Here is a 24,476-nt window from a genome sequence, read left to right as displayed (position 1 = left end):
CATCAATCCCTGCGATGTCCATACACGCGCGGCTGCGTGTAGTAGTCAATCAGCGGCACGCAGATGTTGGCGAGCAGCACCGCGAAGGCGACGCCATCCGGATAGCCACCGAAGCTGCGAATCAGCCACACCAGCAGGCCAATCAGCGCACCGTAAATCAGCCGGCCACGGTTGGTGGTGGACGCGGTGACCGGATCGGTGGCAATAAAGAACGCACCGAGCATGGTCGCCCCGGAGAACAGATGCACCAGCGGCGAGTTCAGCGACTGCGGCGCGAACAGCCAGCCGAGCGTGGCGCACAGCGCCAGCGACAGCAGGAAGCTGAACGGGATATGCCAGCGAATGGCGTTCTTCGCCAGCAGCAGCATGCCGCCGAGCAGATAGCCGAGATTGACCCACTGCCAGCCGAGACCGGCCAGTACGCCGCCGTAAATCGGCTGGGCCAGCAGCTGTTCGGCGCTGTGTCCGGCGCGCAGGCCGGTTTTAAAGGTATCCAGCGGCGTGGCCTGGCTCACGCCATCCACACCCAGCTGCAACTGCTGCATGGTGTCACCGGCCAGCGTGTGGCCGGTAAAAATCATACTGAGTGAGTCCATCAGGCCAGGTTTAATGGCCTGCAGGACATCCGGCGGCAGCCAGCTGGTCATCTGCACCGGGAAGGAGATCAGCAGTACCACATAACCGACCATGGCCGGATTGAACGGGTTCTGGCCGAGGCCGCCGTACAGTTGCTTGGCGATAACCACGGCAAATACGGTACCGAGCACCACCAGCCACCACGGCGCCAGCGGCGGCAGGCTGATGCCCAGCAGCAGCGCCGTCAGCAGGGCAGAGTTATCCGCCAGCGTCGGCACTACCGGCGCGTGACGCAGGCGCAGAATCGCGCCTTCGGTGATCCATGCGGTAGCGACCGCCAGCAGCACCTGAATCAGGAAGCCGATGCCAAAGAAATACCACTGTGCCGCCATACCGGGCAGGGCGGCCAGCACCACCAGCAGCATGATGTTGCCGGTGCTGCGGCGGTTATGGGTATAAGGCGAACTTGCAATACGAAAAGCCATTTAGTCCTCAGTCGTCGAAGGCTGCTGCTGCGCTTTACGCGCTTTGGCACGGGCGACCGCTGCGGCAATCGCCGCTTTGCGTGGGTCGGCGGAGTCAGGAGAGGCAGCAGCCTCCACTTCAGGGGATGCGGCGGGCGCGTCGGTTGTCTGCTGCGCTGCGGCCGCGGCTTTCTTCGCTTTGGCACGGGCAATCGCCGCTTCAACCGCCGCTTTGCGCGGATCGACCTCAGCCGCTGGCGTTTCCGCTGCAGGCTCAGCGTCCGTCGGCACCTGTGCCGCCGCAGCTTTCTTCGCTTTGGCACGGGCAATCGCCGCTTCAACCGCCGCTTTGCGCGGATCGACCTCAGCCGCCGGTGTTTCCGTTGCCGGCTCAGCATCAGCCGGCGTCTGCGCGGCCGCAGCTTTCTTCGCTTTGGCACGGGCGATAGCGGCTTCGACCGCCGCTTTGCGCGGATCGACCTCAGCCGCTGGCGTTTCCGCTACCGGCTCAGCGTCCGTCGACACCTGTGCTGCAGCGGCTTTCTTCGCTTTGGCACGCGCAATAGCCGCTTCAACCGCCGCTTTGCGCGGATCGCTTTCTGCGGTCGTGGTGTCAGCGGCTGGCTGTGCCGGCGCGGCCACTTTTTTCGCTTTAGCACGCGCAATGGCGGCTTCCACGGCGGCCTTGCGCGGGTCAATGGCCTGGCGGCTTAGCGGTTCTGTTTCAGCCTGCTTCTCAGCCTGCTGCGCCAGCGCCTGCGCATGGCGCGCTTCGCGTTCTGCCGCTTCCTGTTCCGGCGTTTTGGCCTGCCGCGCTTTCACGCGCCCGGTTGCCGCTTCCAGCTCGGCTTTATCGCTGCGCGCAACCCGCTGTTTGGCCTGCTCGTGGCGCGCTTCCCGCGCCAGTTTTTCCCGCTCAAGGCGTGCCTGACGCGCTTCAAAGCGTGCTTTGGCTTCGGCGGTGCGTTTGGCCTCCAGATCGATGGCGCGCAGTTCGGCTTTTTCCTGGCGGTAATACTGCACCAGCGGAATATTGCTGGGACAGACATACGCACAGGCACCGCACTCAATGCAGTCATCAATGTGATGGGCGCGCGCTTTGTCATGATCGCCACCCTGGCTGTACCAGTACAGCTGCTGCGGCAGCAGTTTTGCCGGGCAGGCGTCAGCGCAGGCGCTGCAACGGATGCAGGACTGTTCTTCCAGCGGTTGCCCCATCTCGCTGGCCGACGGTGCCAGAATACAGTTGGTGATCTTCACCACCGGCACGTTGAGGGACGGCAGGGTAAAGCCCATCAGCGGCCCGCCCATGATCACCATCTGGCGCGCACCCGGCGTGAAACCGACCTGTTGCAACAGATGGCTTACCGGGGTACCGAGACGGCCCCAGACATTACGCGGCCGGGCAATGGCCTCGCCGGTCAGCGTCACCACGCGCTCCGTAATCGGTTCGCCATCGACAATGGCGCGCTTCACCGCCCAGGCGGTGCCGACGTTCTGCATCAGCACGCCAATGTCGGTGGAGCGTCCGCCGTGCGGCACTTCCCGCCCGGTGAGAATTTTGGTCAGCTGTTTGGCGCCGCCGGAAGGGTACTTGGTTGGGATCACCCGCAGCTGCAGCTCGCGGTCACCGGCCAGCGCCTGTTTCAGCGCGGCAATCGCCTCCGGTTTATTGTCTTCGATGCCAATCAGCACGCGCTCCGCCTGCAGCACCCAGGCGAGGATGCGGCAGCCTTCCAGCACTTCCGCCGCACAATCCTGCATCAGGCGATCGTCCGCCGTGATGTAAGGTTCGCACTCGGCGGCGTTGATGATCAGCGTGTTGACGCCGCGCAGTCCGCCACGCAGTTTGGTGGCGGTCGGGAAGCCCGCGCCGCCGAGGCCTGCAATACCGGCTTCGTGGATGCGTTTCACTACCGCGTCCCGACCCAGCGCGCGATAGTCCGGCTGCGGATCGAGCGGCATCCAGCGGTCTTCGCCATCGGCGCGCAGGAAAACGCACAGCTCGGACAGGCCGGAAGGGTGCGCCGTCATGTGTGGCGCGATGGCTTCAATGGTGCCGGAAGTGGGCGCGTGCACCGGCAGCATCCGGCCGCTGCCAAAGGTCAGCGGCTGGCCGCGCAGTACCTTATCGCCCGGCGCCACACAGATTTCGCCTTCGTGGCCGATATGCTGTTTCAACGGAATAATGAACTGTTCAGGCAGCGGGAGCTGGCTGAGCGGCGTGCCGCTGGACTGGGTTTTCATTTCCGGCGGGTGAATGCCGCCTTCGAAATCCCATAGCTTCTCTTTGCGCAGCAGCGATAACAGATTAAGCATGATGTTCTACCGGGATCACCCGTACAGGTATGGTGTCGAGATCCCACTTCCAGTTGGCCGTGGTGGTGGCAACCGGGCGCATCTCAATACAGTCGGTGGGACAGGGCGCGACGCACAGGTCGCAGCCGGTGCAGACATCGCTCAGCACGGTGTGCATGGCGCGCGTCGCACCGACGATGGCGTCAACCGGGCATGCCTGAATACATTTGGTGCAGCCAATGCAGTTGGCTTCGTCAATCCACGCCACGGTGCGAACCGGCGTCAGCACTTCCGCGCCGCCGTCCAGCGGCTGCGGTTCAACGTTGAGCAGTTCGGCCAGCTTCAGCATGGTCTGTTCGCCGCCCGGCGCACATTTGTTAATGGCTTCACCGTTATTGCCCACCGCATCGGCGTACGGACGGCAGCCGGGATAGCCACACTGGCCGCACTGACTCTGCGGCAGAATCGCATCGATCTGCTCAACAATCGGGTCTTCTTCTACTTCAAAGCGGCGCGAGGCGTAGCCCAGCAGGGCACCAAACACCAGTGCCAGCGCCGCCAGAACAGCAATAGCAATCCAAATCGCGGTCATATCAGAATTTCACCAGACCGGTAAAGCCCATGAACGCCAGCGCCATCAGGCCAGCGGTGATCAGGGCAATGGAGTTTCCTTTGAACGGTGCCGGCACGTTGGCCAGCACCAGACGTTCACGCATGCCAGCGAACAGCACCATCACCAGCGAAAAGCCGAGTGACGCACTGAAGCCGTACAGCGCCGCCTGCAGGAACGTGTGGTTGAGGTTGACGCTCAGCAGCGGCACGCCCAGTACAGCGCAGTTGGTGGTGATCAGCGGCAAAAAGATACCGAGCAGGCGATACAGCGACGGGCTGGTTTTACGCACCACCATTTCGGTGAACTGCACCACTACCGCAATCACCAGGATATAGGCCATGGTACGCAGGTACACCAGATCAAGCGGCAGCAGAATCAGGTGATTCACCAGCCAGGCGCAAATCGACGCCAGCGTAATGACGAACGTGGTGGCAAGTCCCATGCCAATGGCCGTTTCCAGTTTTTTTGACACGCCCATAAAAGGGCAAAGGCCGAGGAATTTGACCAACACGAAGTTGTTCACCAGCACTGTGCCAATAAAGAGCAGTAAGTAATCGGTCATTTTTTAACCTGGGAAGCCGAAAGGCGTTTATTATCCGGAATTGAGAGGTGCATCTCAACCTTTGCGCGATTCGTGCGCTGGCTGAGAGCACTCAGAATTAAATTCCTGACGAAAAGAGCGTCATCAGGGCTGAATAAAGGTCTGTTTGACCCGCTGTGAGCGTTTGAAGTAGGGCACAAAGACCGCCGCCGAGAGCAGGGCCAGCAGCAGTGTCTGGATCGCTTTCCCATCAGCCACCGGCGTAAAAGCGAAGGTTTTCAGCGCCAGCAATACGGTCATCAGCAGCCAGAGAATGTAGTGACGTGGCAGACGGCGCGAGCGCTGACAAAAGATCCAGCACACCCAGATGCTGTACAGCCACACCGCGGCGGCGGTGAGTAAGGACACCAGCCACTGCGTCATTAAAATACTGGCGTGAGAAAACAGCGTGGTGCGCAGTTCCGTGTCAAACAGCGGCCGCAGATAGAGCGCCACCACCAGCGCGCTGGTCAGCATCGTCATAATCAGCCAGGCAAGCGGCAGCAGCAGCCAGCCGGCAATACGCGGCGGGTTTACCGATTCGGACATGTTGTTCATCCTGATGTAAGAAAAAAGACGAGGCAGAGCGTACCATGTCCAAACGGGTCACGCCCGATTCGGACAGCGCACCAGGGGCAGAAACAGAGATAAGCGCGCTTTACACCACGTAGCGCCAGACGGATTTCGGCACACAGCCGAGGTCATACAGACGGCCACCTGAGGCGAGTTCAGCACGGCGGTGATCGGCGGCGCGGTACATATTAATGATCTCGTTATCATCAGTGAGCGAATAATTGAGGTGATCGTAGAGTTTTTCCAGACTCTCAAGATTATTCACTTTACGAAATTTCAGCAGGTAATCGAGCGCAGTCATGATTGCCATAAAAGATAGAGAACGGGGAAGTGCTCAAGTATAGGGAGCACGCGGCCAGAGTCCAGACACCGCGGTTAAAAAAATTCAAAATTCAGACAACGTGCGCTAATTCGCTCATCAAATGGGACTTTTTTACGCTTTTATCTTTTTTAACGCGCATTTTCCTGCGCGTCAGGCGCGTTTTTGGCCCCGTTAACCGGGGGCTGGTGAGAAAATTTAACAGCTGCCTTAAACGGTATTCCAGACGCTATTTTTCGCACTTTTGTTGCGCTTATTTTGAAACGCAGCAGGCGCGAAAAAGCGATTTATCTGTAACGGGTGACGCACAAGGGTGCAGCTGTGATGAAACGTCAAATCGCAAGTGTGCGAATTATCACAAAACAGAACATTGCCTGCCGCCCGCATGAATAACCATTCTTTACGTGTCCGTTGTAATCGTTTCCAGTGCCTGCGGTCATAACCGCTTCTGTTTATTACAGTTATTTAACCTCCGCTGACATAAAGTTCAGGCGTTTTGTCCATAAGCTGAGTCAGCTGCCTGACACGCTGATACGCGTAACCCCTTTAATTCATTCTGTTTTGTGAGGTGTGTCGCGCTTGTTTTAGCGCAATTGCGCCAGGCTTGAAGCGCGTTTGTACCCCTACAGCACACTCCCTTCAGAGGAATGAAAATTATGTGGAAACGTTTACTCTTGACCACCATGGTCAGCGCCGCACTCAGCACATCGGTTCTGGCTGCCGACATGACGGTGGGCTTCTCACAGGTCGGTTCTGAATCCGGCTGGCGTTCAGCCGAAACCAACGTGGCAAAAAGTGAGGCGCAAAAGCGCGGTATCACCCTGAAAATTGCCGATGGTCAGCAGAAGCAGGAGAACCAGATCAAAGCGGTGCGCTCGTTCATCGCTCAGGGCGTTGATGCCATCTTTATCGCGCCAGTGGTACAGACTGGCTGGGAACCGGTGCTGGAAGAGGCCAAAGACGCCAAAATTCCGGTGTTCCTGCTGGACCGCGCCATCGTGGTGAAAGATAAATCGCTGTACATGGCGGTGGTGACGGCCGACAACGTGCTGGAAGGCAAACTGATTGGTGACTGGCTGGTGAAAACCGTCGGTGACAAGCAGTGTAACGTGGTGGAACTGCAGGGTACCGTTGGTGCCAGCGTAGCGATCGACCGTAAGAAAGGCTTTGCCGAAGCCATCGCCGGCCACAACAACATCAAAGTGATTCGCTCGCAGTCCGGTGACTTTACCCGCAGTAAGGGTAAAGAGGTGATGGAGAGCTTCATCAAAGCCGAGAACAACGGCAAAAACATCTGCATGGTGTATGCGCATAACGATGACATGGCGATCGGCGCCATCCAGGCAATTAAAGAAGCCGGCCTGAAACCGGGCAAAGATATTCTCACCGGTTCGATTGATGGCGTGCCGGATATCTATAAAGCGATGCTGGCCGGCGAGGCCAACGCTAACGTTGAGCTGACGCCGGACATGGCTGGCCCGGCGTTTGACGCGCTGGAGAAATTCAAAAAAGACGGCACGCTGCCGCCGAAAATCATCAAAACCGAATCAAAACTGTTCTTACCGGCTGACGCTCAGGCGGAGCTGGATAAGAAAAAGGGCATGGGTTACTGATCCCCGCAACCGCCCTTCGGGGCGGTTTTTATGACGTAAGCGAGGCAGAATCTGATGAGCAGCTACGATGAAACACCCCTGCTGAGCCTCAACGGCATCAGCAAAGGCTTTCCCGGCGTCAAAGCGCTGGATAACGTGTCGTTCAGTATCCGCAAGGGCGAAATTATGGCGCTGCTGGGTGAGAACGGCGCGGGGAAATCGACCCTGATTAAAGTGCTGACCGGCGTCTACACGCGGGATGCCGGCACCATTACCCTCAACGGCGCGGTAATTGCGCCGCACAGTACCGCCGATGCGCAGCAGATGGGCATTGGCACCGTTTATCAGGAAGTGAATCTGCTGCCGAATATGTCGGTGGCGGATAACCTCTACATTGGCCGCGAGCCGCGCCGCTTCGGCATGATCGATCGCAAGCGCATGGTGCGCGACGCCGATGCGCTGATGCGCAACTACGGCTTCGCGCTGGATGTGACGCGTCCGCTCGGCCACTACTCGGTGGCGATGCAGCAGATCATTGCGATCTGCCGCGCGGTCGATCTCTCCGCGCAGGTACTGATTCTGGATGAACCAACTGCCAGCCTTGATGCCAGCGAAGTGGAGATGCTGTTTACCCTGATGGCGCAGCTGAAAGCCAAAGGCATGAGTCTGATTTTCGTCACCCACTTTCTCGACCAGGTGTACCGTATTACCGACCGGATTACCGTACTGCGCAACGGCCAGTTTATCGCCACGCGGGACACCGCCTCGCTGCCGCAGATTGAGCTGATCAAGCTGATGCTGGGGCGAGAGCTGCTGGAAACCGCACTGCAGCGCCAGGGCAGCACGTTACGCAGCAATCAGCCGGTGGTGTCGTTTGAGGATTACGGCAAGAAAGGCACCATTGAACCGTTTAGCCTGCAGGTACGGCCGGGCGAAGTGGTGGGGCTGGCCGGGCTGCTCGGCTCCGGGCGCACCGAGACCGCCGAGGTGCTGTTTGGTATCCGCCGTGCCGATCGTGGTACCGCCACCATCAAAGGCAAAGTGCAGCACATCCGCACGCCGGCCAAAGCCTCGCGTCTCGGCATGGGCTTCTGCCCGGAAGATCGTAAAACTGACGGCATCATCGGCGCGGCCTCGGTGCGGGAAAACATCATTCTGGCGCTGCAGGCGCAGCGTGGCTGGCTGCGGCCGATCAAACGCCGTGAGCAGCAGGCGATAGCCGAGCGTTTTATCAAGAGCCTGGGGATTCGCACACCGCACGCCGACCAGCCGGTGGAGCTGCTGTCGGGTGGCAACCAGCAGAAGGTGCTGCTGTCACGCTGGCTGGTGACTAAACCACAGTTTCTGATTCTGGATGAGCCGACGCGCGGTATCGACGTGGGCGCCCACGCCGAGATCATTCGGCTGATTGAGTCCCTGTGCGCCGACGGACTGGCGCTGCTGGTCATCTCCTCTGAACTGGAAGAGCTGGTGGGCTATGCCGATCGCGTGCTGATCATGCGCGATCTGAAGCAGGTCGCCGAAATTCCGCTGGAGCAGCTGTCGGTGGCATCAATCGTCAACGCCATCGCGGACGGAGGAGCACAACATGCTTGAATCGCCTATGACACACGAAAAACCGGAACGGCGGAAGCCGAAGCTGCCGCCGGGCATGCCGCAGATCGTCGCGCTGATTCTGGTGCTGCTGATCGACAGCCTGGTGGCGAATAACTTTTTTGCTATTCACATTCAGGACGGGCGGTTATTCGGCAGCCCGATTGACATTCTCAACCGCGCCGCGCCGGTGGCGCTGCTGGCGATTGGTATGACGCTGGTGATCGCCACCGGCGGGATCGATCTGTCGGTGGGGGCGGTAATGGCGATTGCCGGCGCGACGGCGGCGACGCTGACGGTGGCGGGGCACAGCCTGAGTTTTATTATTCTGGCTACGCTCGGGACCGGGCTGCTGTGCGGCCTGTGGAACGGCGTGCTGGTGGCCCTGCTGAAGATTCAGCCGTTTGTCGCCACGCTGATTCTGATGGTGGCCGGGCGCGGCATCGCGCAGCTGATTACCCAGGGACAGATCGTCACCTTCAACAGTGATAGCCTCGCGTGGTTTGGCAGTGGTTCGCTGTGGCTGCTGCCGGTACCGGTGTGGATTACCCTGCTGGTGGCCGTGGCGGTGTGGCTGCTGACGCGCAAAACCGCGCTTGGCCTGTTCATCGAAGCGGTAGGCATCAACCTGCGTGCGGCGCGCAATGCCGGGGTGACCGGCTGGCTGGTGGTGATGTCCACCTATGTCATCAGCGGCGTGTGTGCGGCGGTAGCCGGGCTGATTGTCGCCGCCGATATTCGCGGTGCCGATGCCAATAATGCCGGGTTGTGGCTCGAGCTGGACGCCATTCTGGCGGTGGTGATTGGTGGCGCCTCGCTGATGGGCGGGCGTTTTAACCTGGTGCTGTCGCTGGTTGGCGCGCTGATTATCCAGTCAATGAATACCGGCATCCTGCTGTCAGGTTTTCCGCCGGAGCTGAACCAGGTGGTGAAAGCGGTGGTGGTGATGTGCGTACTGCTGCTGCAGTCGCCGCGCTTTATCGCCATGCTGAAGGGGAGACGTAAACCATGATCAAGCGTCATTTACCGTTAATGATTACCCTGCTGGTGTTTGTCGCGGGTTACCTGTTCTGCCTCAGCCAGTTTCCCGGCTTTGCCTCAACGCGGGTGATTTGCAACATCCTCACGGATAATGCGTTTCTCGGCATCATCGCCGTCGGCATGACCTTTGTGATTTTGTCCGGCGGCATCGATTTGTCGGTGGGCGCGGTGATTGCCTTCACCGGCGTGTTTCTGGCACGCATCATCGGCGATTATCATGTCGATCCGCTGCTGGCCTTTGCGCTGATTCTGGCGGCAGGTGCGCTGTTTGGTGCCATGATGGGCTGGCTGATTGATGCGTTAAAGATCCCGGCCTTTATCATCACGCTCGCCGGGATGTTTTTCCTGCGCGGCTGCAGCTATCTGGTGTCGGAGAACTCGATTCCTATCGATCATCCGCTGTATACCACGTTGTCGAGCCTGGCGTGGAAAATTCCGGGCGGCGGACGTCTCAGCCTGCTGGCGGTGATTATGCTGGTGGTGGTGGCGGGGGGCATTCTGCTGGCGCACCGTACGCGCTTCGGTAATCAGGTGTACGCCATTGGCGGCAGTCTGACGTCGGCTCAGCTGATGGGCGTGTCGACGCGCGCCACCACGATTAAGATTTATATGCTGTCGACCACGCTGGCGACGCTGGCAGGCATCGTATTTTCCATTTACACCTCGGCCGGCTACGCGCTGGCCGGGCTGGGCGTCGAGCTGGATGCCATCGCTTCGGTGGTGATTGGCGGCACGCTGCTGTCGGGTGGCGTCGGTACGGTGCTGGGCACGCTGTTTGGGGTGCTGATTCAGGGGTTGATTCAGACATGGATTAACTTCGACGGCACGCTGAGTTCGTGGTGGACCAAAATTGCCATTGGCATCCTGCTGTTTGCCTTTATTGCGCTGCAGCGTCTGCTGACGGTGATGTGGGACCGCCAGCAGAACGCGCCGGTTAAGCGTTTAACGTCGTCATCGTAATTGCCTGTGTGTTTTGAGAGGTGCGCAAATTTGCGCGCCTTTTTTTATGCTAAGCGTCGTGGATGTTTGGTGGGGTTGCTGTTAATCGGGTGCCCGGCCCATCAAGCCCAGCCCAACCGCAAAGAAACCCCGCATCCATGCCGATCGGCCGCGCCATTCCTGGCGCGGACGCTTTGCTATTCGGGCTGGTCTTGATGGGGCAAGTGGGACTGTCATTGCTGTAGTCAGTACGACGCTTAATGGCTGATGCAAATTCGGCTCCGGTAAAAGCGCAACCAACCTGCATTAAGGAGATCAAGGCGGACGGGGCGACAGGGAGGTATTCACGCCGGCTTTACGTAACGCCTGCCGTTGTTGACTGGACCGCAGTTTCGCCATAAAAAAGCCGCGATACACTCGCGGCTTGCTTCAAAATTTCAGACTATTAACGTTTCAGGCGGTAGTACGCGTCGTTCCAGCGCAGCGCATCTTTGAAGGCCGGCAGGCGCGTCTCGTCATCAATCACCAGCACTTCAATGCCGTGCAGTTCGCCGTACAGGTACATATCCTCAACATCCAGCGCCTGGCTGAACACCGTATGGTGTGCGCCACCCGCCAGGATCCACGCTTCAGAAGCGGTGGCCAGCGAAGGCTGTGCGCGCCACAGCGCACGTGCCACCGGCAGCTTCGGCAGCGCCTGCGGCTGTTCAATGGTATCGACCACGTTGACCAGCAGACGGAAGCGATCGCCCATGTCGATGACGCTGGCGTTCACCGCGCGACCCGCCGGCGTCGAGAAAATCAGACGCGCCGGATCGGCTTTACCGCCAATGCCGAGGAACTGCACATCAATCAGCGGCTTCTCCTCTTTGGCGATCGACGGGCACACTTCCAGCATGTGCGAGCCCAGTACCAGCTCGTTGCCCGGCGCGAAGTGGTAGGTGTAATCCTCCATAAACGAGGTGCCACCGGCGCGCGTGCCGGCCTGTACTTTCAGGATGTGCAGCAGCGCGGCGGTTTTCCAGTCGCCTTCACCGGCGAAACCGTAGCCCTGAGCCATCAGGCGCTGAACCGCCAGACCGGGCAGCTGGGTCATACCGTGCAGCGTCTGGAAATTGGTGGTAAAGGCTTTACAGCCTTCGCTATCGAGGAAGCGCTTCAGGCCCAGCTCAATGCGTGCGGCATCCAGCACATTCTGCCGCTTGTCGCCGTTTACAGACGCCGCTGCGCTGAACAGATACTGGCTCTCGTATTCGTCGACCAGCGCGTTGACATCACCGTCGCTGACGCTGTTCACCACCTCAACCAGATCGCCGACGCCCCAGCCGTTAACCGCATAGCCAAACTGAATCTGCGCTGCCACTTTATCGCCTTCGGTGACCGCCACTTCGCGCATATTGTCACCGAAGCGCGCCACTTTCAGCTGCTGGCTGGCCTGCTTCGCCAGCGCGGCATTGATCCAGCGCGCGATACGCTGCTGGCTGGTTTTATCCTGCCAGTGACCGGTCACTACGCTGTGCTGCAGACCCATGCGCGCGCCAATGAAGCCGAACTCACGGCCGCCGTGCGCGGTCTGGTTCAGGTTCATGAAGTCCATGTCCATGCTGTCCCACGGAATTTCCGCATTGAACTGGGTATGAAACTGCAGCAGCGGTTTATGCAAAATACTCAGTCCGCCAATCCACATTTTTGCCGGCGAAAAGGTATGCAGCCAGGTAATGATACCGACGCACTGGCTGTCGTGATTGGCCTCGCGGCACAGCGCCAGCGCTTCATCCGGTGATTTCACCAGCGGCTTCAGCTCAAGCGGCACCGGCAGGGTACCGGCCTGGTTGAGGCCGTCCATCACCTGGCGCGCATGCTGCTCAACCTGGCGCAGGGTTTCCGCTCCGTAGAGATGCTGTGTACCAATCACAAACCAGACTTTCTGTTCCATTCATCGCTCCTTTACTTAGCGGATGCGGCGCGCGCGGCGTACTGCGGTTCAGCCGCCTGGCACCAGTGTTGATAACGTTGATAAAGCTGCTGATAAGTCGCCACGCGCGCGCTGTCCGGCTGCAGGGTGACGGCAATCGGACTGGCCATCACCTGCTGCGCCGCCGGCACATCGGGGTAAACGCCGGCGGCAACGGCGGCAAAAATCGCCGCGCCCAGCGCGCAGCACTCATCGGAAGCGACAATGTCCAGCGGCCGGTTCATCACATCGCAGCAGGCCTGCATGATGGCAGGGGATTTGCGCGCAATGCCGCCGAGCGTCAGGATGTTCTGCACCGGAATCTGCTGCTGCTCGAAGCACTCCATGATGGCGCGTGCGCCAAAGGCGGTGGCGGCAATCAGGCCACCGAACAGCGCCGGCGCATCGGTGCCGAGGTTGAGGTCGGTAATCACGCCTTTCAGGCGCTGGTTGGCGTCCGGCGTGCGGCGACCGTTAAACCAGTCCAGCACCACCGGCAGGTGATCGAGTTGCGGATTTGCCGCCCAGGCGTCGGTCAGCTGGCGGATCAGATCCTGCTGCAGCGCGGCCAGCTGCGGCTGTAATTCAGGATGGCGCTGCGCCGCCTGCTGCAAAGGCCAGCCGAGCAGGCGACTGAACCAGGCATAGATGTCGCCGAACGCCGATTGTCCGGCCTCGCAGCCGATGGCGCCCGGCATCACGCTGCCGTCGACCTGACCGCAGATACCTTTGATCGCGCGATCGCCAACCTGTTCGCTGTCGGCGATCAGGATGTCGCAGGTCGAGGTGCCGATGACTTTCACCAGCGTGTACGGCTGTGCGCCCGCGCCAACCGCGCCCATGTGACAGTCAAAGGCGCCACCGGACAGCACCACCTGTTCTGACAGCCCGAGGCGCTGCGCCCATTCGCCCGACAGCGTGCCGACCGGCACATCGGCCGTGTAAGTGTCGGTGAACAGCGGCGAATCGAGCTGTTCCACCAGCATGGGATCGAGCGCGCGAAAGAACGCCGCCGGCGGTAAACCCTGCCACTCCGGATGCCACAGTGATTTGTGCCCGGCGGCGCAGCGTCCGCGCCGCAGATCGGCCGGTGCGGTTGTACCGCTCAGCAGCGCGGGCACCCAGTCGCACAGCTCTACCCACGACACCGCTGCCTCTCGCACCGCGGCATCGGCACGCGATACGTGCAAAATTTTGGCCCAGAACCATTCGGAGGAGTAAACGCCGCCGATGTAGCGGGTATAGTCGGTGAACTGGCCGCTGCGGCACAGGCGGTTGATCTCTTCGGCTTCTTCTATGGCGGTGTGATCTTTCCACAGCACAAACATAGCGTTGGGATTGCTGGCGAATTCCGGACGCAGTGCCAGAACGTTGCCGTCGCGATCGATGGGGGCCGGCGTCGAGCCGGTAGAATCGACGCCAATACCCACCACCGCGGCGCGCTGCGCCGGACTTAACGCCTGCACCACGCTGACGATGGCCTGCTCCAGCGCATCAATATAATCCTGAGGATGATGACGAAAGCGGTTGGCGTGGGCATCGCAGAATTCACCCTTTGCCCAGCGCGGATAGTTGACCACCGCCTTTTCCAGCTCTTTACCGCTGTGGCACTCCACGGCCAGCGCTCGTACCGAGTCACTGCCGAAATCCAGCCCAATTGTTATGGCACCCGCGCTCATCGGGATTCTCCTGTGTGAGTTGTCTCGCTCTATCCTGGAATGGGGCGCGGGCGGCGGTTAGTCATCAGCGGCTGAGAATATGCACTTTTCTGTCATCGGCGGGGTTGTGTGATCGACAGCAAAAGTTAATGTCCGGTTAATTTTGCTGAATATATGGAGGATTTAGTCATCGTTTTGGGATGTGATACCGCTCTACATTTTTCCGCGCTTTTCCCGCTACAACTAGCCCAGCGTTTGCACAGCCTTTGTACAACCTTTGAGCTAACGCGCTGATTTTGCGCTGTACCCGAACGTGAAATCTGATTGGTAGCGTTTACACCGATTCGTTGATAACAGCGATAAAACACCATTGTGCCGGAGAGCATCATGCATAAATTCACTAAAGCACTGGCGGTCGCAGGCCTCGCCGCGCTTATGTCACAATCCGCTATCGCCGAGACCATGAAGCTCGGTTTTCTCGTCAAACAGCCGGAGGAACCCTGGTTCCAGACCGAGTGGAAATTCGCCGATAAGGCCGGCAAAGATCTCGGCTTTGAAGTGATCAAAATTGCCGTGCCGGACGGTGAAAAAACCCTGAACGCTATCGATAGCCTGGCGGCGAGCGGCGCCAAAGGCTTTGTCATCTGTACCCCGGATCCCAAGCTGGGCTCGGCTATCGTCGCCAAAGCACGCAGCTATGACCTGAAAGTGATTGCCGTGGACGACCAGTTTGTCACCGCCAAAGGCAAGCCAATGGATACCGTACCGCTGGTGATGATGGCGGCGACCAAAATCGGCGAGCGTCAGGGCCAGGAGCTGTACAAAGAGATGCAGAAACGCGGCTGGGATGTGAAGCAAACCGCCGTGATGGCGATTACTGCTAACGAACTGGATACCGCACGCCGCCGCACCGGTGGCTCAATGGCCGCGCTGAAAGCCGCCGGCTTCCCGGAGAAGCAGATTTATCAGGTGCCGACCAAATCTAACGATATCCCGGGCGCGTTTGACGCCGGTAACTCGCTGCTGGTGCAGCATCCGGAAGTGAAGCACTGGCTGATTGTCGGCATGAACGACAACACCGTGCTGGGCGGCGTGCGCGCCACCGAAGGCCAGGGCTTCAAGGCCCCGGACGTGATCGGCATCGGCATCAACGGCGTGGATGCGGTAAGCGAGCTGTCGAAAGGCGCGCCAACCGGCTTCTACGGTTCCCTGCTGCCGAGCCCGGACGTGCACGGCTATAAGAGCAGCGAAATGCTCTACAACTGGGTGACCAAAGGGCAGGAGCCAGCGAAATTCACCGAAGTGACCGACGTGGTGCTGATCACCCGCGACAATTTCAAAACCGAGCTGGCGAAGAAAGGGCTGATGTAAGTCGGTTTTAAGCCGTCCTCAATGTGATGTTAATTAACAGGCAGCCGGCATAGTTCGTGCTGTAGCAAGGCGGCAAACACGTTTATCCCCGGGAGCTTACTGAGGTCAGTGACCGGGGTAAATGTGCGCAGCCAACGCCGCTACGGTGCGAAACATAGAGGCTCAGGAGTTCCCATGAACACGGATCCAGCATTTCTGTCATTTCATGGCATCAGCAAAACCTTCCCTGGCGTGAAAGCGCTGCAGGATATCTCTTTTCAGTGCCGCGCCGGGGAAGTGCACGCGCTGATGGGAGAAAACGGCGCGGGCAAATCCACGCTGCTGAAAATCCTTAGCGGCAGCTATCAGCCCAGCGGCGGCGAAATCCGCATCAAAGGCACAGCGAAAAGCTTCAGCAATACCGTTGAGGCGCTGGATGCCGGTGTAGCGATCATTTACCAGGAGCTGCATCTGGTACCGGAAATGAGCGTGGCGGAGAACATCTATCTTGGCCAGCTGCCGCACAAGCGCGGGCTGGTTAACCGCAAGCTGCTGCGCTACGAAGCCGGTCTGCAGCTGAAAAATCTTGGCATGGATATCGATCCCGACATGCCGCTGAAATACCTGTCGCTCGGTCAGTGGCAGATGGTCGAAATCGCCAAAGCGCTGGCGCGCAACGCGCGCATCATCGCCTTTGATGAGCCGACCAGTTCGCTGTCGGCGCGCGAAATTGAGCATCTGTTCCGCGTGATTCGCCAGCTGCGCGAGCAGGGCCGGGTGGTGCTGTACGTGTCGCATCGCATGGAAGAAATTTTCGCGCTGAGCGATGCCATTACCGTGTTTAAGGATGGGCGCTACGTGCGCACCTTCACGGATATGGCCAATACCCACCATGACGATCTGGTGGAGGCGATGGTCGGACGCAACCTCGGAGATATCTATGGCTACGCGCCACGTGAGCTGGGCCCCGTGCGTCTGCAGCTGGACCAGGTGGAAGCGAAAGGCGTGCGGATGCCGATATCGCTGACGGTGCGCGCCGGAGAAATTGTCGGTCTGTTTGGACTGGTCGGTGCCGGCCGCAGCGAACTGATGAAAGGGCTGTTTGGTGCCACCCGGCTGCGCGCAGGCACGGTCACGCTGGACGGTAAGCAGCTCAACATCCGCGAACCGATTGATGCCATCCGCGCCGGTATCATGCTGTGCCCGGAAGATCGCAAAGCCGAAGGCATCATCCCGGTGCACTCGGTGCGCGAAAACATCAATATCAGCGCGCGCCGCCACAACCTGAGTGCCGGCTGTCTGATCAAGCCGGGCTGGGAAGCGAAAAACGCGGACCACCACATTCGCTCGCTGAACATTAAAACGCCGGGCGCTCATCAGCTGATCATGAATCTGTCCGGTGGCAACCAGCAGAAGGCAATTCTGGGCCGCTGGCTGTCGGAGGAGATGAACGTGATCCTGCTCGACGAACCGACGCGCGGCATTGATGTCGGCGCCAAACATGAAATCTATAACCTGATTTATCAGCTGGCGAACAAAGGGATCGCGGTGCTGTTTGCCTCCAGCGATCTGCCCGAAGTGATGGGACTGGCCGACCGCATCGTGGTGATGCGCGAAGGTGAGATTGCCGGTGAACTGCCCCACGACGCCGCCACGGAGCAGCTGACGCTGAGCCTGGCCATGCCGAAAACCACTCAAGCGGCCGCCGTGGCCTGAGGTAAAGGAGAGTAAAAATGGCTTCATCTACCACGTCCAATACGCCACCGGTGCAGCGCAGTGGCCTGCAGCTCGGGCGCATCTGGGACAACTTCGGCATGCTGGTGGTGTTTGCGCTGCTGTTTATCGTCTGCGCCATCTTCGTGCCTAATTTTGGCACCTTTATCAACATGAAAGGGCTGGGCCTGGCGATGTCGATGTCCGGCATGGTGGCGTGCGGCATGCTGTTCTGCCTCGCCTCCGGCGATTTCGACCTGTCGGTGGCGTCGGTGATTGCCTGCGCTGGCGTCGTCACCGCCGTGGTGATCAACATGACCGAAAGCCTGTGGATCGGCGTCGCCGCCGGCCTGCTGCTCGGTATGGCCACCGGCTTCGTTAACGGCTTCGTGATTGCGCGCCTCAAAATTAACGCGCTGATCACCACGCTGGCGACCATGCAGATTGTGCGCGGCCTGGCTTATATCTTCTCCGACGGTAAAGCGGTGGGGATTGAGGATGAGCGCTTTTTCACCCTCGGCTACACCAATTGGCTGGGCGTGCCGGCACCGATCTGGCTGACCATCGCCACCATGATCGTGTTTGGTTTCCTGCTGAACAAAACCACCTTTGGCCGCAACACGCTGGCGATTGGTGGCAACGAGGAAGCGGCGCGACTGGCCGGGGTGCCGGTGGTGCGCACGCGCATCATCATCTTTATCCTCTCCGGGCTGGTGTCAGCGGCGGCCGGCATTATTCTGGCTTCACGCATGACCAGCGGTCAGCCGATGACCTCGCTCGGCTATGAGCTGATCGTCATCTCCGCCTGCGTGCTGGGCGGCGTGTCGCTGAAGGGCGGTATTGGCAAGATCTCCTACGTGGTCGCCGGGGTACTGATTCTGGGTACCGTCGAGAATGCGATGAATTTATTGAATATCTCGCCATTCTCACAGTATGTGGTGCGCGGTTTGATACTGTTAGCGGCGGTGATCTTTGACCGTTACAAACAAAAAAGCAGAACCGCCTGATCCCGCGGGCGCAGCCGCAACGCTGCGCCCCAACGTCACGCGAACCGGGAGATCCTTATGTACCACCGCGAAGCGCCGAGTGAACAGCAAAATCCGTTACTGCCGGGCTATCCGTTTAACGCCTGGCTGGTGGCCGGCCTGACGCCAATCAACGCCGGCGATCAGCTCGATTTTTTTATCGATCGCCCGCACGGCATGAAAGGTTACATCCTCAATCTGACCATCAAAGGTCAGGGACGGGTGTTTGACGGGGCGTCAGCGTTTGACTGCGAGCCGGGCGACCTGCTGCTGTTTCAGCCAAAAACGCCGCACTACTATGGCCGCGCGCCGGACAGTCCGTGCTGGCATCATCGCTGGGTCTATTTCCGTCCGCGCGCCTACTGGACCGACTGGCTGCAGTGGCAGGATCAGAACCAGGGCGTTGGCCGGCTGCGGCTGCCGGATGCGCTGCGCGCCGAATTTGACCGTCTGTTTGCCAGCATCGAACAGACGCACAACTCCGGACGTCGCTTTGCCGAAGAGCTGGCGATGAATCTGCTGGAGCGCCTGCTGCTGCGTGCGGTGGAAGAGGATCCGCGCAGCCATCAGCAAATTCGCGACCCGCGCGTGATTGAAGCCTGCCAGTACGTCACCAATCATCTGGCCAGCGAGGTGAAAATCGAGGAAGTGGCGCGCCACGTCTGTCTGTCGCCGTCGCGTCTGGCCCACCTGTTCCGCGAGCAGATGGGAATCAACCTGTTGCGCTGGCGCGAAGATCAGCGGGTGATCCGCGCCAAGCTGCTGCTGCAAACCACTCAGGAACCGATCGCCTCGGTGGGACGCGAGGTCGGCTACGACGACCAGCTCTACTTCTCGCGCGTGTTCCGCAAGCGGGTGGGCGTCAGTCCGAGCGATTTCCGCCGCCGCAGTCAGGATGCGCACGACGCGCTGGTGGCCCAGGAGAGCTGGCAACCGGCACGGAGTGCGATCTCCTGAGCTTTCAGGTGATTCCGCCTTGTTCTTACTGACTGATTCGTCTTAAATCAGTCAGGTCACGAACAAGAGGAATGAGAATGAGCGATAAACTACGTGTCGGCCTGATCGGCTACGGATTTGCCAGCAAAACCTTCCATGCGCCGCTGATCGCCGGTACGCCAGACGTTGAGCTGGCGGCGATCTCCAGCAGCGATGCCAGTAAAGTGCACGCTGACTGGCCGTCGGTGCAGGTGGTGGCCGATCCTCAGGCACTGCTGGATGACCCGACGCTGCACCTGATTGTAATTCCTACCCCTAACGACACCCATTTCCCGCTCGCCAAAGCGGCACTCAATGCCGGCAAGCATGTGGTGGTCGATAAACCGTTTACCGTGACACTGTCACAGGCACGTGAGCTCGATCAGCTGGCCAAAGCCAAAGGGCTGCTGCTGTCTGTGTTCCATAACCGCCGCTGGGACAGCGATTTCCTGACGCTGAAAACGCTGCTGAACGACGGCACGCTGGGCGAGGTGCGCTATCTGGAGTCGCACTTTGACCGTTTCCGTCCGGAAGTGCGTCAGCGCTGGCGCGAAATGAAAGGCCCGGGCAGCGGGATTTGGTTCGATCTTGGACCGCACGTGCTGGACCAGGCGTTGCAGCTGTTTGGACCGCCGGTGGCGATCAACGTCGACATGGCTGAACTGCGTCCCGGCGCGCAAACCACCGATTACTTCCACGCGGTGCTGACTTATCCCACCCGGCGCGTGGTGCTGCACGCCAGCATGCTGGTGGCGGCGGAATCGGCGCGTTTTGTGGTGCACGGCACGCGCGGCAGCTACGTTAAGTACGGGCTCGATCCGCAGGAGGACCGTCTGAAAGCGGGTGAACGTCCGCCGCGTGAAGAGTGGGGCTACGACATGCGCAACGGCACGCTGACGCTGGCCGAGGGCGACGTGATGGTGGAGAAAGAGTTGCTGACGCTGCCGGGGAACTATCCGGCCTATTATGCGGCAATCCGCGACGCCATTGCCGGTAACGGTGCCAACCCGGTTACGGCGGAAGAGGCGATTCAGGTGATGGAGCTGATTGAGCTTGGCCTGCAGTCGGCGGAGAAACGCCAGACTCTGTCACTGAAGTAAACCGGACGGCGTTATCGCCAGCCGATCAACAAGGAGCGCAATCTGCGCTCCTTTTTTATGGCTTATGCCGCCACGCGCTGGCGCAGCGCGGCTTTCTCTGCCTCGGTTAAAAAGGCGATGGCAATACCGTTCTCCTGCGCCTGGCGAATCTCAGCGGCGCTCAGGCCCGCCTGTGGCGCAGCCACCTCATATTCATGCGCCAGCTCAATGCACTGTACCGCCGGATCGTCAGTGTTGATGGTTGCCAGAATACCGTGCTGCAGGAACGCCTTCAGCGGATGGCTGGCCAGCGAGGCTACGGTACTGGTCTGAATGTTCGACGTCAGGCAGGATTCAATGCCAATGCGCTGTTCGGCGAGGAAATCCATCAGCGCGCGGTCTTCAATCGCTTTGACACCGTGACCGATGCGCTCAGCGCCCAGTTCGCGGATCGCCTGCCAGATGCTCTCCGGTCCGGCGGCTTCACCGGCATGCACGGTAATGCGGAATCCGGCGTCGCGGGCGCGGTTAAAGTGGCTGAGAAACTCGCTGCCCGGGAAGCCCAGTTCGTCACCGGCCAGATCGACGGCAGTGATGCCGTCGCGGTGCGCCAGCAGACCTTCCAGCTCGCGCAGGCAGGCTTCTTCGCCGAAGGTGCGGCTCATGATGCCAATCAGCTTCACCTCAACGCCGTACTGCTGCACGCCCGCGCGCACGCCATCAATCACCGCTTCCACCACGCCAGCAATCGGCAGCTGATGGTTCATCGCCATGTAGCCCGGGGAGAAGCGCAGCTCAGCGTAATGGATACCGGCCTGCGCGGCGTCAGCGACGTTTTCCAGCGCTATGCGGCGGCAGGCGTCGAGATCGCCCAGCACTTTGACGCCCCAGTCAAGCTTCTGCAGGAAGCTCACCAGGTCCGGCTGGTTGGCGGTCACCTGCACGTGTGGACGCAGCGTATCCAGCGTATCGGCGGGCAGCGCAAGATTGAACTGGCGACCTAAATCAAGGATGGTCTGGGCGCGGATATTGCCATCGAGGTGGCGGTGAAGGTCGGTGAGGGGAAGTTTCGCATCAATCATGTCGCACTCGCTGAATTAACGTAAAGTGCAAACCATTATAAAAACATCTTGCGCAACCGCGCCAGTGATTTGCGCAAAGCGGGCAGCGGATGCTGAATTAATCAGCATCCGCTGCAGGTCAGAACGATTGCAGTGCGGCAATCAGCCGGTCCAGCCCGTCATCCAGCTTGCTGCGCGGGCAGCCGGCGTTGAGACGCAGATAGCTGCGGCTGGCGCTGCCGTAGGTGCTGCCTGGCATAATCGCCACCTTATGCTGCTGGATCAGTCGCTGCTGCAGCGCGACGTCATCAATGGCCAGCGGCGCGGTGTCAATCCATGCCAGATAAGTAGCCTGCGGCGGTTGCCAGTTGAGCCCGGCAAACGCCGCGTTGAGCCGTTGCGCAATGTGCTGCATATTGGCGCGCAGATAATCGCGCAGCGCGTCGAGCCAGGGTGCGCCGTGACGGTAGGCGGCAATAGTCGCAGCCAGCGCCATCACCGCCGGTGACGACAGCCCGTCCTGCTGCTTCAGCGCGTGAAACCACGCCCGGCGATCGTCCGCGTCCGGAATAATGCCCCAGGCGCCGGTCAGCGCCGGAATATTGAAGCTCTTCGAGGCCGAGGTAAACAGCGCCCAGCGGCCTTGTGCCACCTCGCACCACGGCGTGTGGCGCGCCGCGCTCAGCACCATATCCATATGGATTTCGTCGCTGATCACGCTCACGCCATGCCGTGCGCATAGTGCCGCCATCTGCTGCAGCTCTGCGCGCTGCCACACTTTGCCGGTGGGATTGTGCGGGCTGCACAGTAACATCACCTTACAGCGCGGCCGCGCCAGCAGGGTTTCCAGCTGAGCCATATCACAGCGCCATGTGTCGCCAGCGCGCTGCAACGGCAGTTCCAGCACCCTGCGCTGATTCCCGATGATTGTCTGGTAAAACGCATCATAGGCGGGCGTGTGAATCAGCACTTCATCCTCCGGCTGTGTCCAGTGGCGCAGTAGCTGCGCCACCATATAAATCACCGACGGGCCGTACACCAGCGACTCTGCCACGATCTCGCTGGCAAAGCGGCTATGCATCCAGTGCTGCAGGGCGGAGAGGAAATCCTCGTGCTGCCAGCGGCTGTAGCCCAGCACGCCGTGATTCAGCCGCTGCTGCAACGCGTCAATGATGCAGGGAGCGGTGGCGAAATCCATGTCCGAGATGGTGAAAGGCAGCAGATCTGGCACGCCGAAGCGGTCGGCGACAAAATCCCACTGCGTGCACCAGCTGCCGTGGCGATCCACCACCCGATCAAAATTAAACGCCTGCATGTTTACACCGTCGCGCTCATCAGATGGGCCATTTCATCTTTAACCGACTGCACCTGCGGGCCAATGACTACCTGCAGATTGGTCTGGTTCAGGTGCACCACGCCGATGGCGCCGTTGGCTTTCAGCGCGGCATCGTCGACCTTGCTCATGTCGGCCACCGACAGGCGCAGGCGCGTCAGGCAGTTATCCAGCGAGGTGATGTTGTCAACGCCACCCAGCGCCGCGAGAATCGCTGGCGTGTTGTAGCCGGATTTGCCCACGCCGGCGCGGCTGACCTGCTGCTCAACGCGGCTGGTTTCTGCTTCGCGGCCTGGTGTTTTGATGTTGAAGCGGGTGATGGCGAAACGGAAGATGGCGTAGTAACCCACAAACCACACGGCGGCAATCACCGGCACCCAGTACCATTTGGTAGAAAGGCCGTGCAGCACGCCAAACACGAAGAAGTCGATCACGTTACCGTCGGTATTACCGATGGTAACGCCAAGCATCGCCATCACGGTGAAGCCGAGACCGGTCAGCAGCGCGTGGATCAGATACAGCACCGGTGCGACAAACAGGAACAGGAACTCGATCGGTTCGGTGGTGCCGCCGACCACGCAGGCAACCACGCCTGAAATCAGCAGGCCTTTAATTTTGTGACGATTTTCCGGGCGTGCGCAGTGGTAAATCGCCAGCGCCGCTCCCGGCAGGCCGCCAAGGAATGCCGGCATTTTACCCTGCGACAGGAAGCGGGTGGCGCTTTCCGCGAAGCCGTGAGTTTCCGGACACGCCAGCTGCGCCTGGAAGATGGTCAGCGCGCCGCTGACGCTGTGACCACACACCTCCATGGTGCCACCGGCATCGGTGAAGCGAATAATCGCCACCAGAATATGCTGCAGGCCAAACGGCAGCAGCAGACGTTCACCGGTGCCGAAGATCATCGGGCCGAATTCGCCCGCGCTGTTGATCATCCAGCCAAGACCGGTAATCGCGCGCGCAAAGAATGGCCAGATCAGCGGTACCACCAGCCCCAGCAGACCCATCACCACGGTGGTGATAATCGGCACAAAGCGCGTGCCGCCGAAGAATGCCAGCGCATCCGGCAGGCGAATATTGTGAAAACGCTCGTGCAGCCAGAACACCACAATGCCGACAATCACCGCGCCGAGAATACCGGTGTCGATGGACTGAATGCCGAGAATGTTCTGCACGTTATTGGCTTTCAGCACCGCCGCATCGGTAGTCGGCAGAATCCCGTTGATGTTCAGCCAGAAATTAACGCTGAGATTGAGCACCGCAAAGCCGACGAAGCCGGCAAATGCCGCCACGCCTTTGTTTTCCCGCGCCATGCCCAGCGGGATGGCGATGGCAAACATCACCGGCAAATAGCTAAAGGCAAAGGAGCCGATTTTCGCCATCCAGATAAACAGGTATTGCAGGAACGGCTGGTCGAGCAGCGGGATCAACGTCAGTACATCATGGCTGCTGAGTGAACTGCCGATCCCTAACATGATGCCGCAAAACGACAGTAGCGCCACGGGTAGCATGAAGGTTTTCCCCAGGCTCTGGAAAAATTCCCAGAGCGACATTTTGGGTTGGCTGTGAGGCATAGTCTCTCCTGGCTAAAAAGTAACAAGCGGGTAAAGTGGTGGGGGATGATAAAACGTTTTATCACGGCTTTTTGTGGTGATAATCACAAAGCGTGACGAGCATCAGGCTTTATTTTTATGTGAATCAGTGTAACGTTTTACCTCTTTGAACTTTCCGGCAACGAATAGC

20 protein-coding genes are annotated in these 24,476 nt (G+C 59.8%); 9 read left to right on the top strand and 11 right to left on the bottom strand.

Annotated features, from left to right (window positions below; translation table 11 throughout):
• Positions 1-2: 2 nt before the first annotated feature.
• From rsxD to ydgT, 6 genes are all read right to left on the bottom strand, one after another.
• On the bottom strand, positions 3-1,061 hold the full coding sequence (gene rsxD / locus H7K56_RS02060; protein ID WP_058769716.1) for an electron transport complex subunit RsxD: 1,059 nt from the start codon (positions 1,059-1,061) through the stop codon (positions 3-5).
• On the bottom strand, positions 1,062-3,359 hold the full coding sequence (rsxC, locus tag H7K56_RS02055) for an electron transport complex subunit RsxC (RefSeq protein WP_150361365.1): 2,298 nt from the start codon (positions 3,357-3,359) through the stop codon (positions 1,062-1,064). It lies immediately after the preceding gene.
• Positions 3,352-3,930 (bottom strand): electron transport complex subunit RsxB, encoded by a 579-nt coding sequence (rsxB, locus tag H7K56_RS02050; RefSeq protein WP_021506189.1) that lies wholly within the window; start codon positions 3,928-3,930, stop codon positions 3,352-3,354. Before rsxB ends, rsxC begins: the two co-directional genes overlap by 8 nt.
• Before the next feature lies 1 nt (position 3,931).
• Positions 3,932-4,513, bottom strand: a complete 582-nt coding sequence (rsxA, locus tag H7K56_RS02045) for an electron transport complex subunit RsxA (RefSeq protein ID WP_010618951.1) — start codon at positions 4,511-4,513, stop codon at positions 3,932-3,934.
• A 123-nt stretch (positions 4,514-4,636) separates the two neighbouring features.
• Positions 4,637-5,080 (bottom strand): DUF2569 domain-containing protein, encoded by a 444-nt coding sequence (locus H7K56_RS02040; RefSeq protein ID WP_058758460.1) that lies wholly within the window; start codon positions 5,078-5,080, stop codon positions 4,637-4,639.
• 109 nt (positions 5,081-5,189) lie between these two features.
• Entirely contained in the window at positions 5,190-5,405 is a 216-nt protein-coding gene (ydgT, locus tag H7K56_RS02035; protein ID WP_010618950.1) for a transcription modulator YdgT, read from the bottom strand.
• A 674-nt stretch (positions 5,406-6,079) separates the two neighbouring features.
• Between ydgT and ytfQ the strand changes: the two genes are divergently transcribed.
• Genes ytfQ through yjfF form a run of 4 tightly spaced genes read left to right on the top strand, consistent with a single transcriptional unit; the run spans position 6,080 to position 10,609 of the window.
• Positions 6,080-7,036, top strand: coding sequence for a galactofuranose ABC transporter, galactofuranose-binding protein YtfQ (gene ytfQ, locus H7K56_RS02030; protein ID WP_021506185.1), 957 nt, complete (start codon positions 6,080-6,082; stop codon positions 7,034-7,036).
• 54 nt (positions 7,037-7,090) lie between these two features.
• Positions 7,091-8,611 carry a sugar ABC transporter ATP-binding protein gene (locus H7K56_RS02025; RefSeq protein ID WP_021506184.1) on the top strand — a complete coding sequence of 507 codons (1,521 nt, stop codon included), beginning with the start codon at positions 7,091-7,093 and terminating at the stop codon, positions 8,609-8,611.
• Positions 8,604-9,620, top strand: coding sequence for a galactofuranose ABC transporter, ATP-binding protein YtfT (ytfT, locus tag H7K56_RS02020; RefSeq protein WP_150361367.1), 1,017 nt, complete (start codon positions 8,604-8,606; stop codon positions 9,618-9,620). The genes H7K56_RS02025 and ytfT overlap by 8 nt, the downstream gene beginning before the upstream one ends.
• Complete coding sequence (yjfF, locus tag H7K56_RS02015; protein WP_150361369.1) at positions 9,617-10,609, top strand: galactofuranose ABC transporter, permease protein YjfF; 993 nt, start codon at positions 9,617-9,619, stop codon at positions 10,607-10,609. Before ytfT ends, yjfF begins: the two co-directional genes overlap by 4 nt.
• A 424-nt stretch (positions 10,610-11,033) precedes the next feature.
• Here yjfF and araA read toward each other — a convergent pair whose 3' ends face one another.
• Together araA and H7K56_RS02005 are read right to left on the bottom strand one after the other, a co-directional pair.
• Positions 11,034-12,524 (bottom strand): L-arabinose isomerase, encoded by a 1,491-nt coding sequence (gene araA / locus H7K56_RS02010; RefSeq protein WP_021506181.1) that lies wholly within the window; start codon positions 12,522-12,524, stop codon positions 11,034-11,036.
• Positions 12,525-12,535: 11 nt separating this feature from the next.
• Positions 12,536-14,221: a ribulokinase gene (locus H7K56_RS02005; RefSeq protein ID WP_150361371.1), complete on the bottom strand. Its 1,686-nt coding sequence runs from the start codon at positions 14,219-14,221 to the stop codon at positions 12,536-12,538.
• Positions 14,222-14,587: 366 nt separating this feature from the next.
• On the opposite strand from H7K56_RS02005, the gene H7K56_RS02000 reads away from it, so the two are divergent.
• The 5 genes from H7K56_RS02000 (at position 14,588) to H7K56_RS01980 (ending at position 20,363) form a co-directional block, all read left to right on the top strand.
• The gene (locus H7K56_RS02000) at positions 14,588-15,571 is read left to right on the top strand and encodes an arabinose ABC transporter substrate-binding protein (RefSeq protein WP_150361372.1); all 984 of its coding nucleotides are present in this window, start codon (positions 14,588-14,590) and stop codon (positions 15,569-15,571) included.
• A 174-nt stretch (positions 15,572-15,745) separates the two neighbouring features.
• Complete coding sequence (gene araG, locus H7K56_RS01995) at positions 15,746-17,266, top strand: L-arabinose ABC transporter ATP-binding protein AraG (protein WP_150361373.1); 1,521 nt, start codon at positions 15,746-15,748, stop codon at positions 17,264-17,266.
• Positions 17,267-17,283: 17 nt separating this feature from the next.
• Positions 17,284-18,270 (top strand): L-arabinose ABC transporter permease AraH, encoded by a 987-nt coding sequence (araH, locus tag H7K56_RS01990; protein WP_150361375.1) that lies wholly within the window; start codon positions 17,284-17,286, stop codon positions 18,268-18,270.
• Between the two features lie 57 nt (positions 18,271-18,327).
• Positions 18,328-19,245 (top strand): arabinose operon transcriptional regulator AraC, encoded by a 918-nt coding sequence (araC, locus tag H7K56_RS01985; protein WP_021506176.1) that lies wholly within the window; start codon positions 18,328-18,330, stop codon positions 19,243-19,245.
• A 77-nt stretch (positions 19,246-19,322) separates the two neighbouring features.
• Positions 19,323-20,363 (top strand): oxidoreductase, encoded by a 1,041-nt coding sequence (locus tag H7K56_RS01980; protein WP_021506175.1) that lies wholly within the window; start codon positions 19,323-19,325, stop codon positions 20,361-20,363.
• Between the two features lie 62 nt (positions 20,364-20,425).
• Here the strand turns inward: H7K56_RS01980 and add are convergent, their stop codons facing one another.
• The 3 genes from add to malX all read right to left on the bottom strand — a co-directional run bounded on the left by add (position 20,426) and on the right by malX (position 24,307).
• Entirely contained in the window at positions 20,426-21,424 is a 999-nt protein-coding gene (add, locus tag H7K56_RS01975; protein ID WP_150361376.1) for an adenosine deaminase, read from the bottom strand.
• 118 nt (positions 21,425-21,542) lie between these two features.
• Positions 21,543-22,718, bottom strand: a complete 1,176-nt coding sequence (locus H7K56_RS01970) for a MalY/PatB family protein (protein WP_150361378.1) — start codon at positions 22,716-22,718, stop codon at positions 21,543-21,545.
• 2 nt (positions 22,719-22,720) lie between these two features.
• The gene (malX, locus tag H7K56_RS01965; RefSeq protein ID WP_031279154.1) at positions 22,721-24,307 is read right to left on the bottom strand and encodes a maltose/glucose-specific PTS transporter subunit IIBC; all 1,587 of its coding nucleotides are present in this window, start codon (positions 24,305-24,307) and stop codon (positions 22,721-22,723) included.
• Between the last annotated feature and the right edge of the window lie 169 nt (positions 24,308-24,476).

The sequence above is a fragment of the Pantoea dispersa genome (assembly GCF_014155765.1).
Lineage (GTDB): Bacteria > Pseudomonadota > Gammaproteobacteria > Enterobacterales > Enterobacteriaceae > Pantoea > Pantoea dispersa.
The sequence above is the reverse complement of the archived record's forward strand: the minus strand, read 5'-3'. Positions and strand labels throughout refer to the sequence as shown.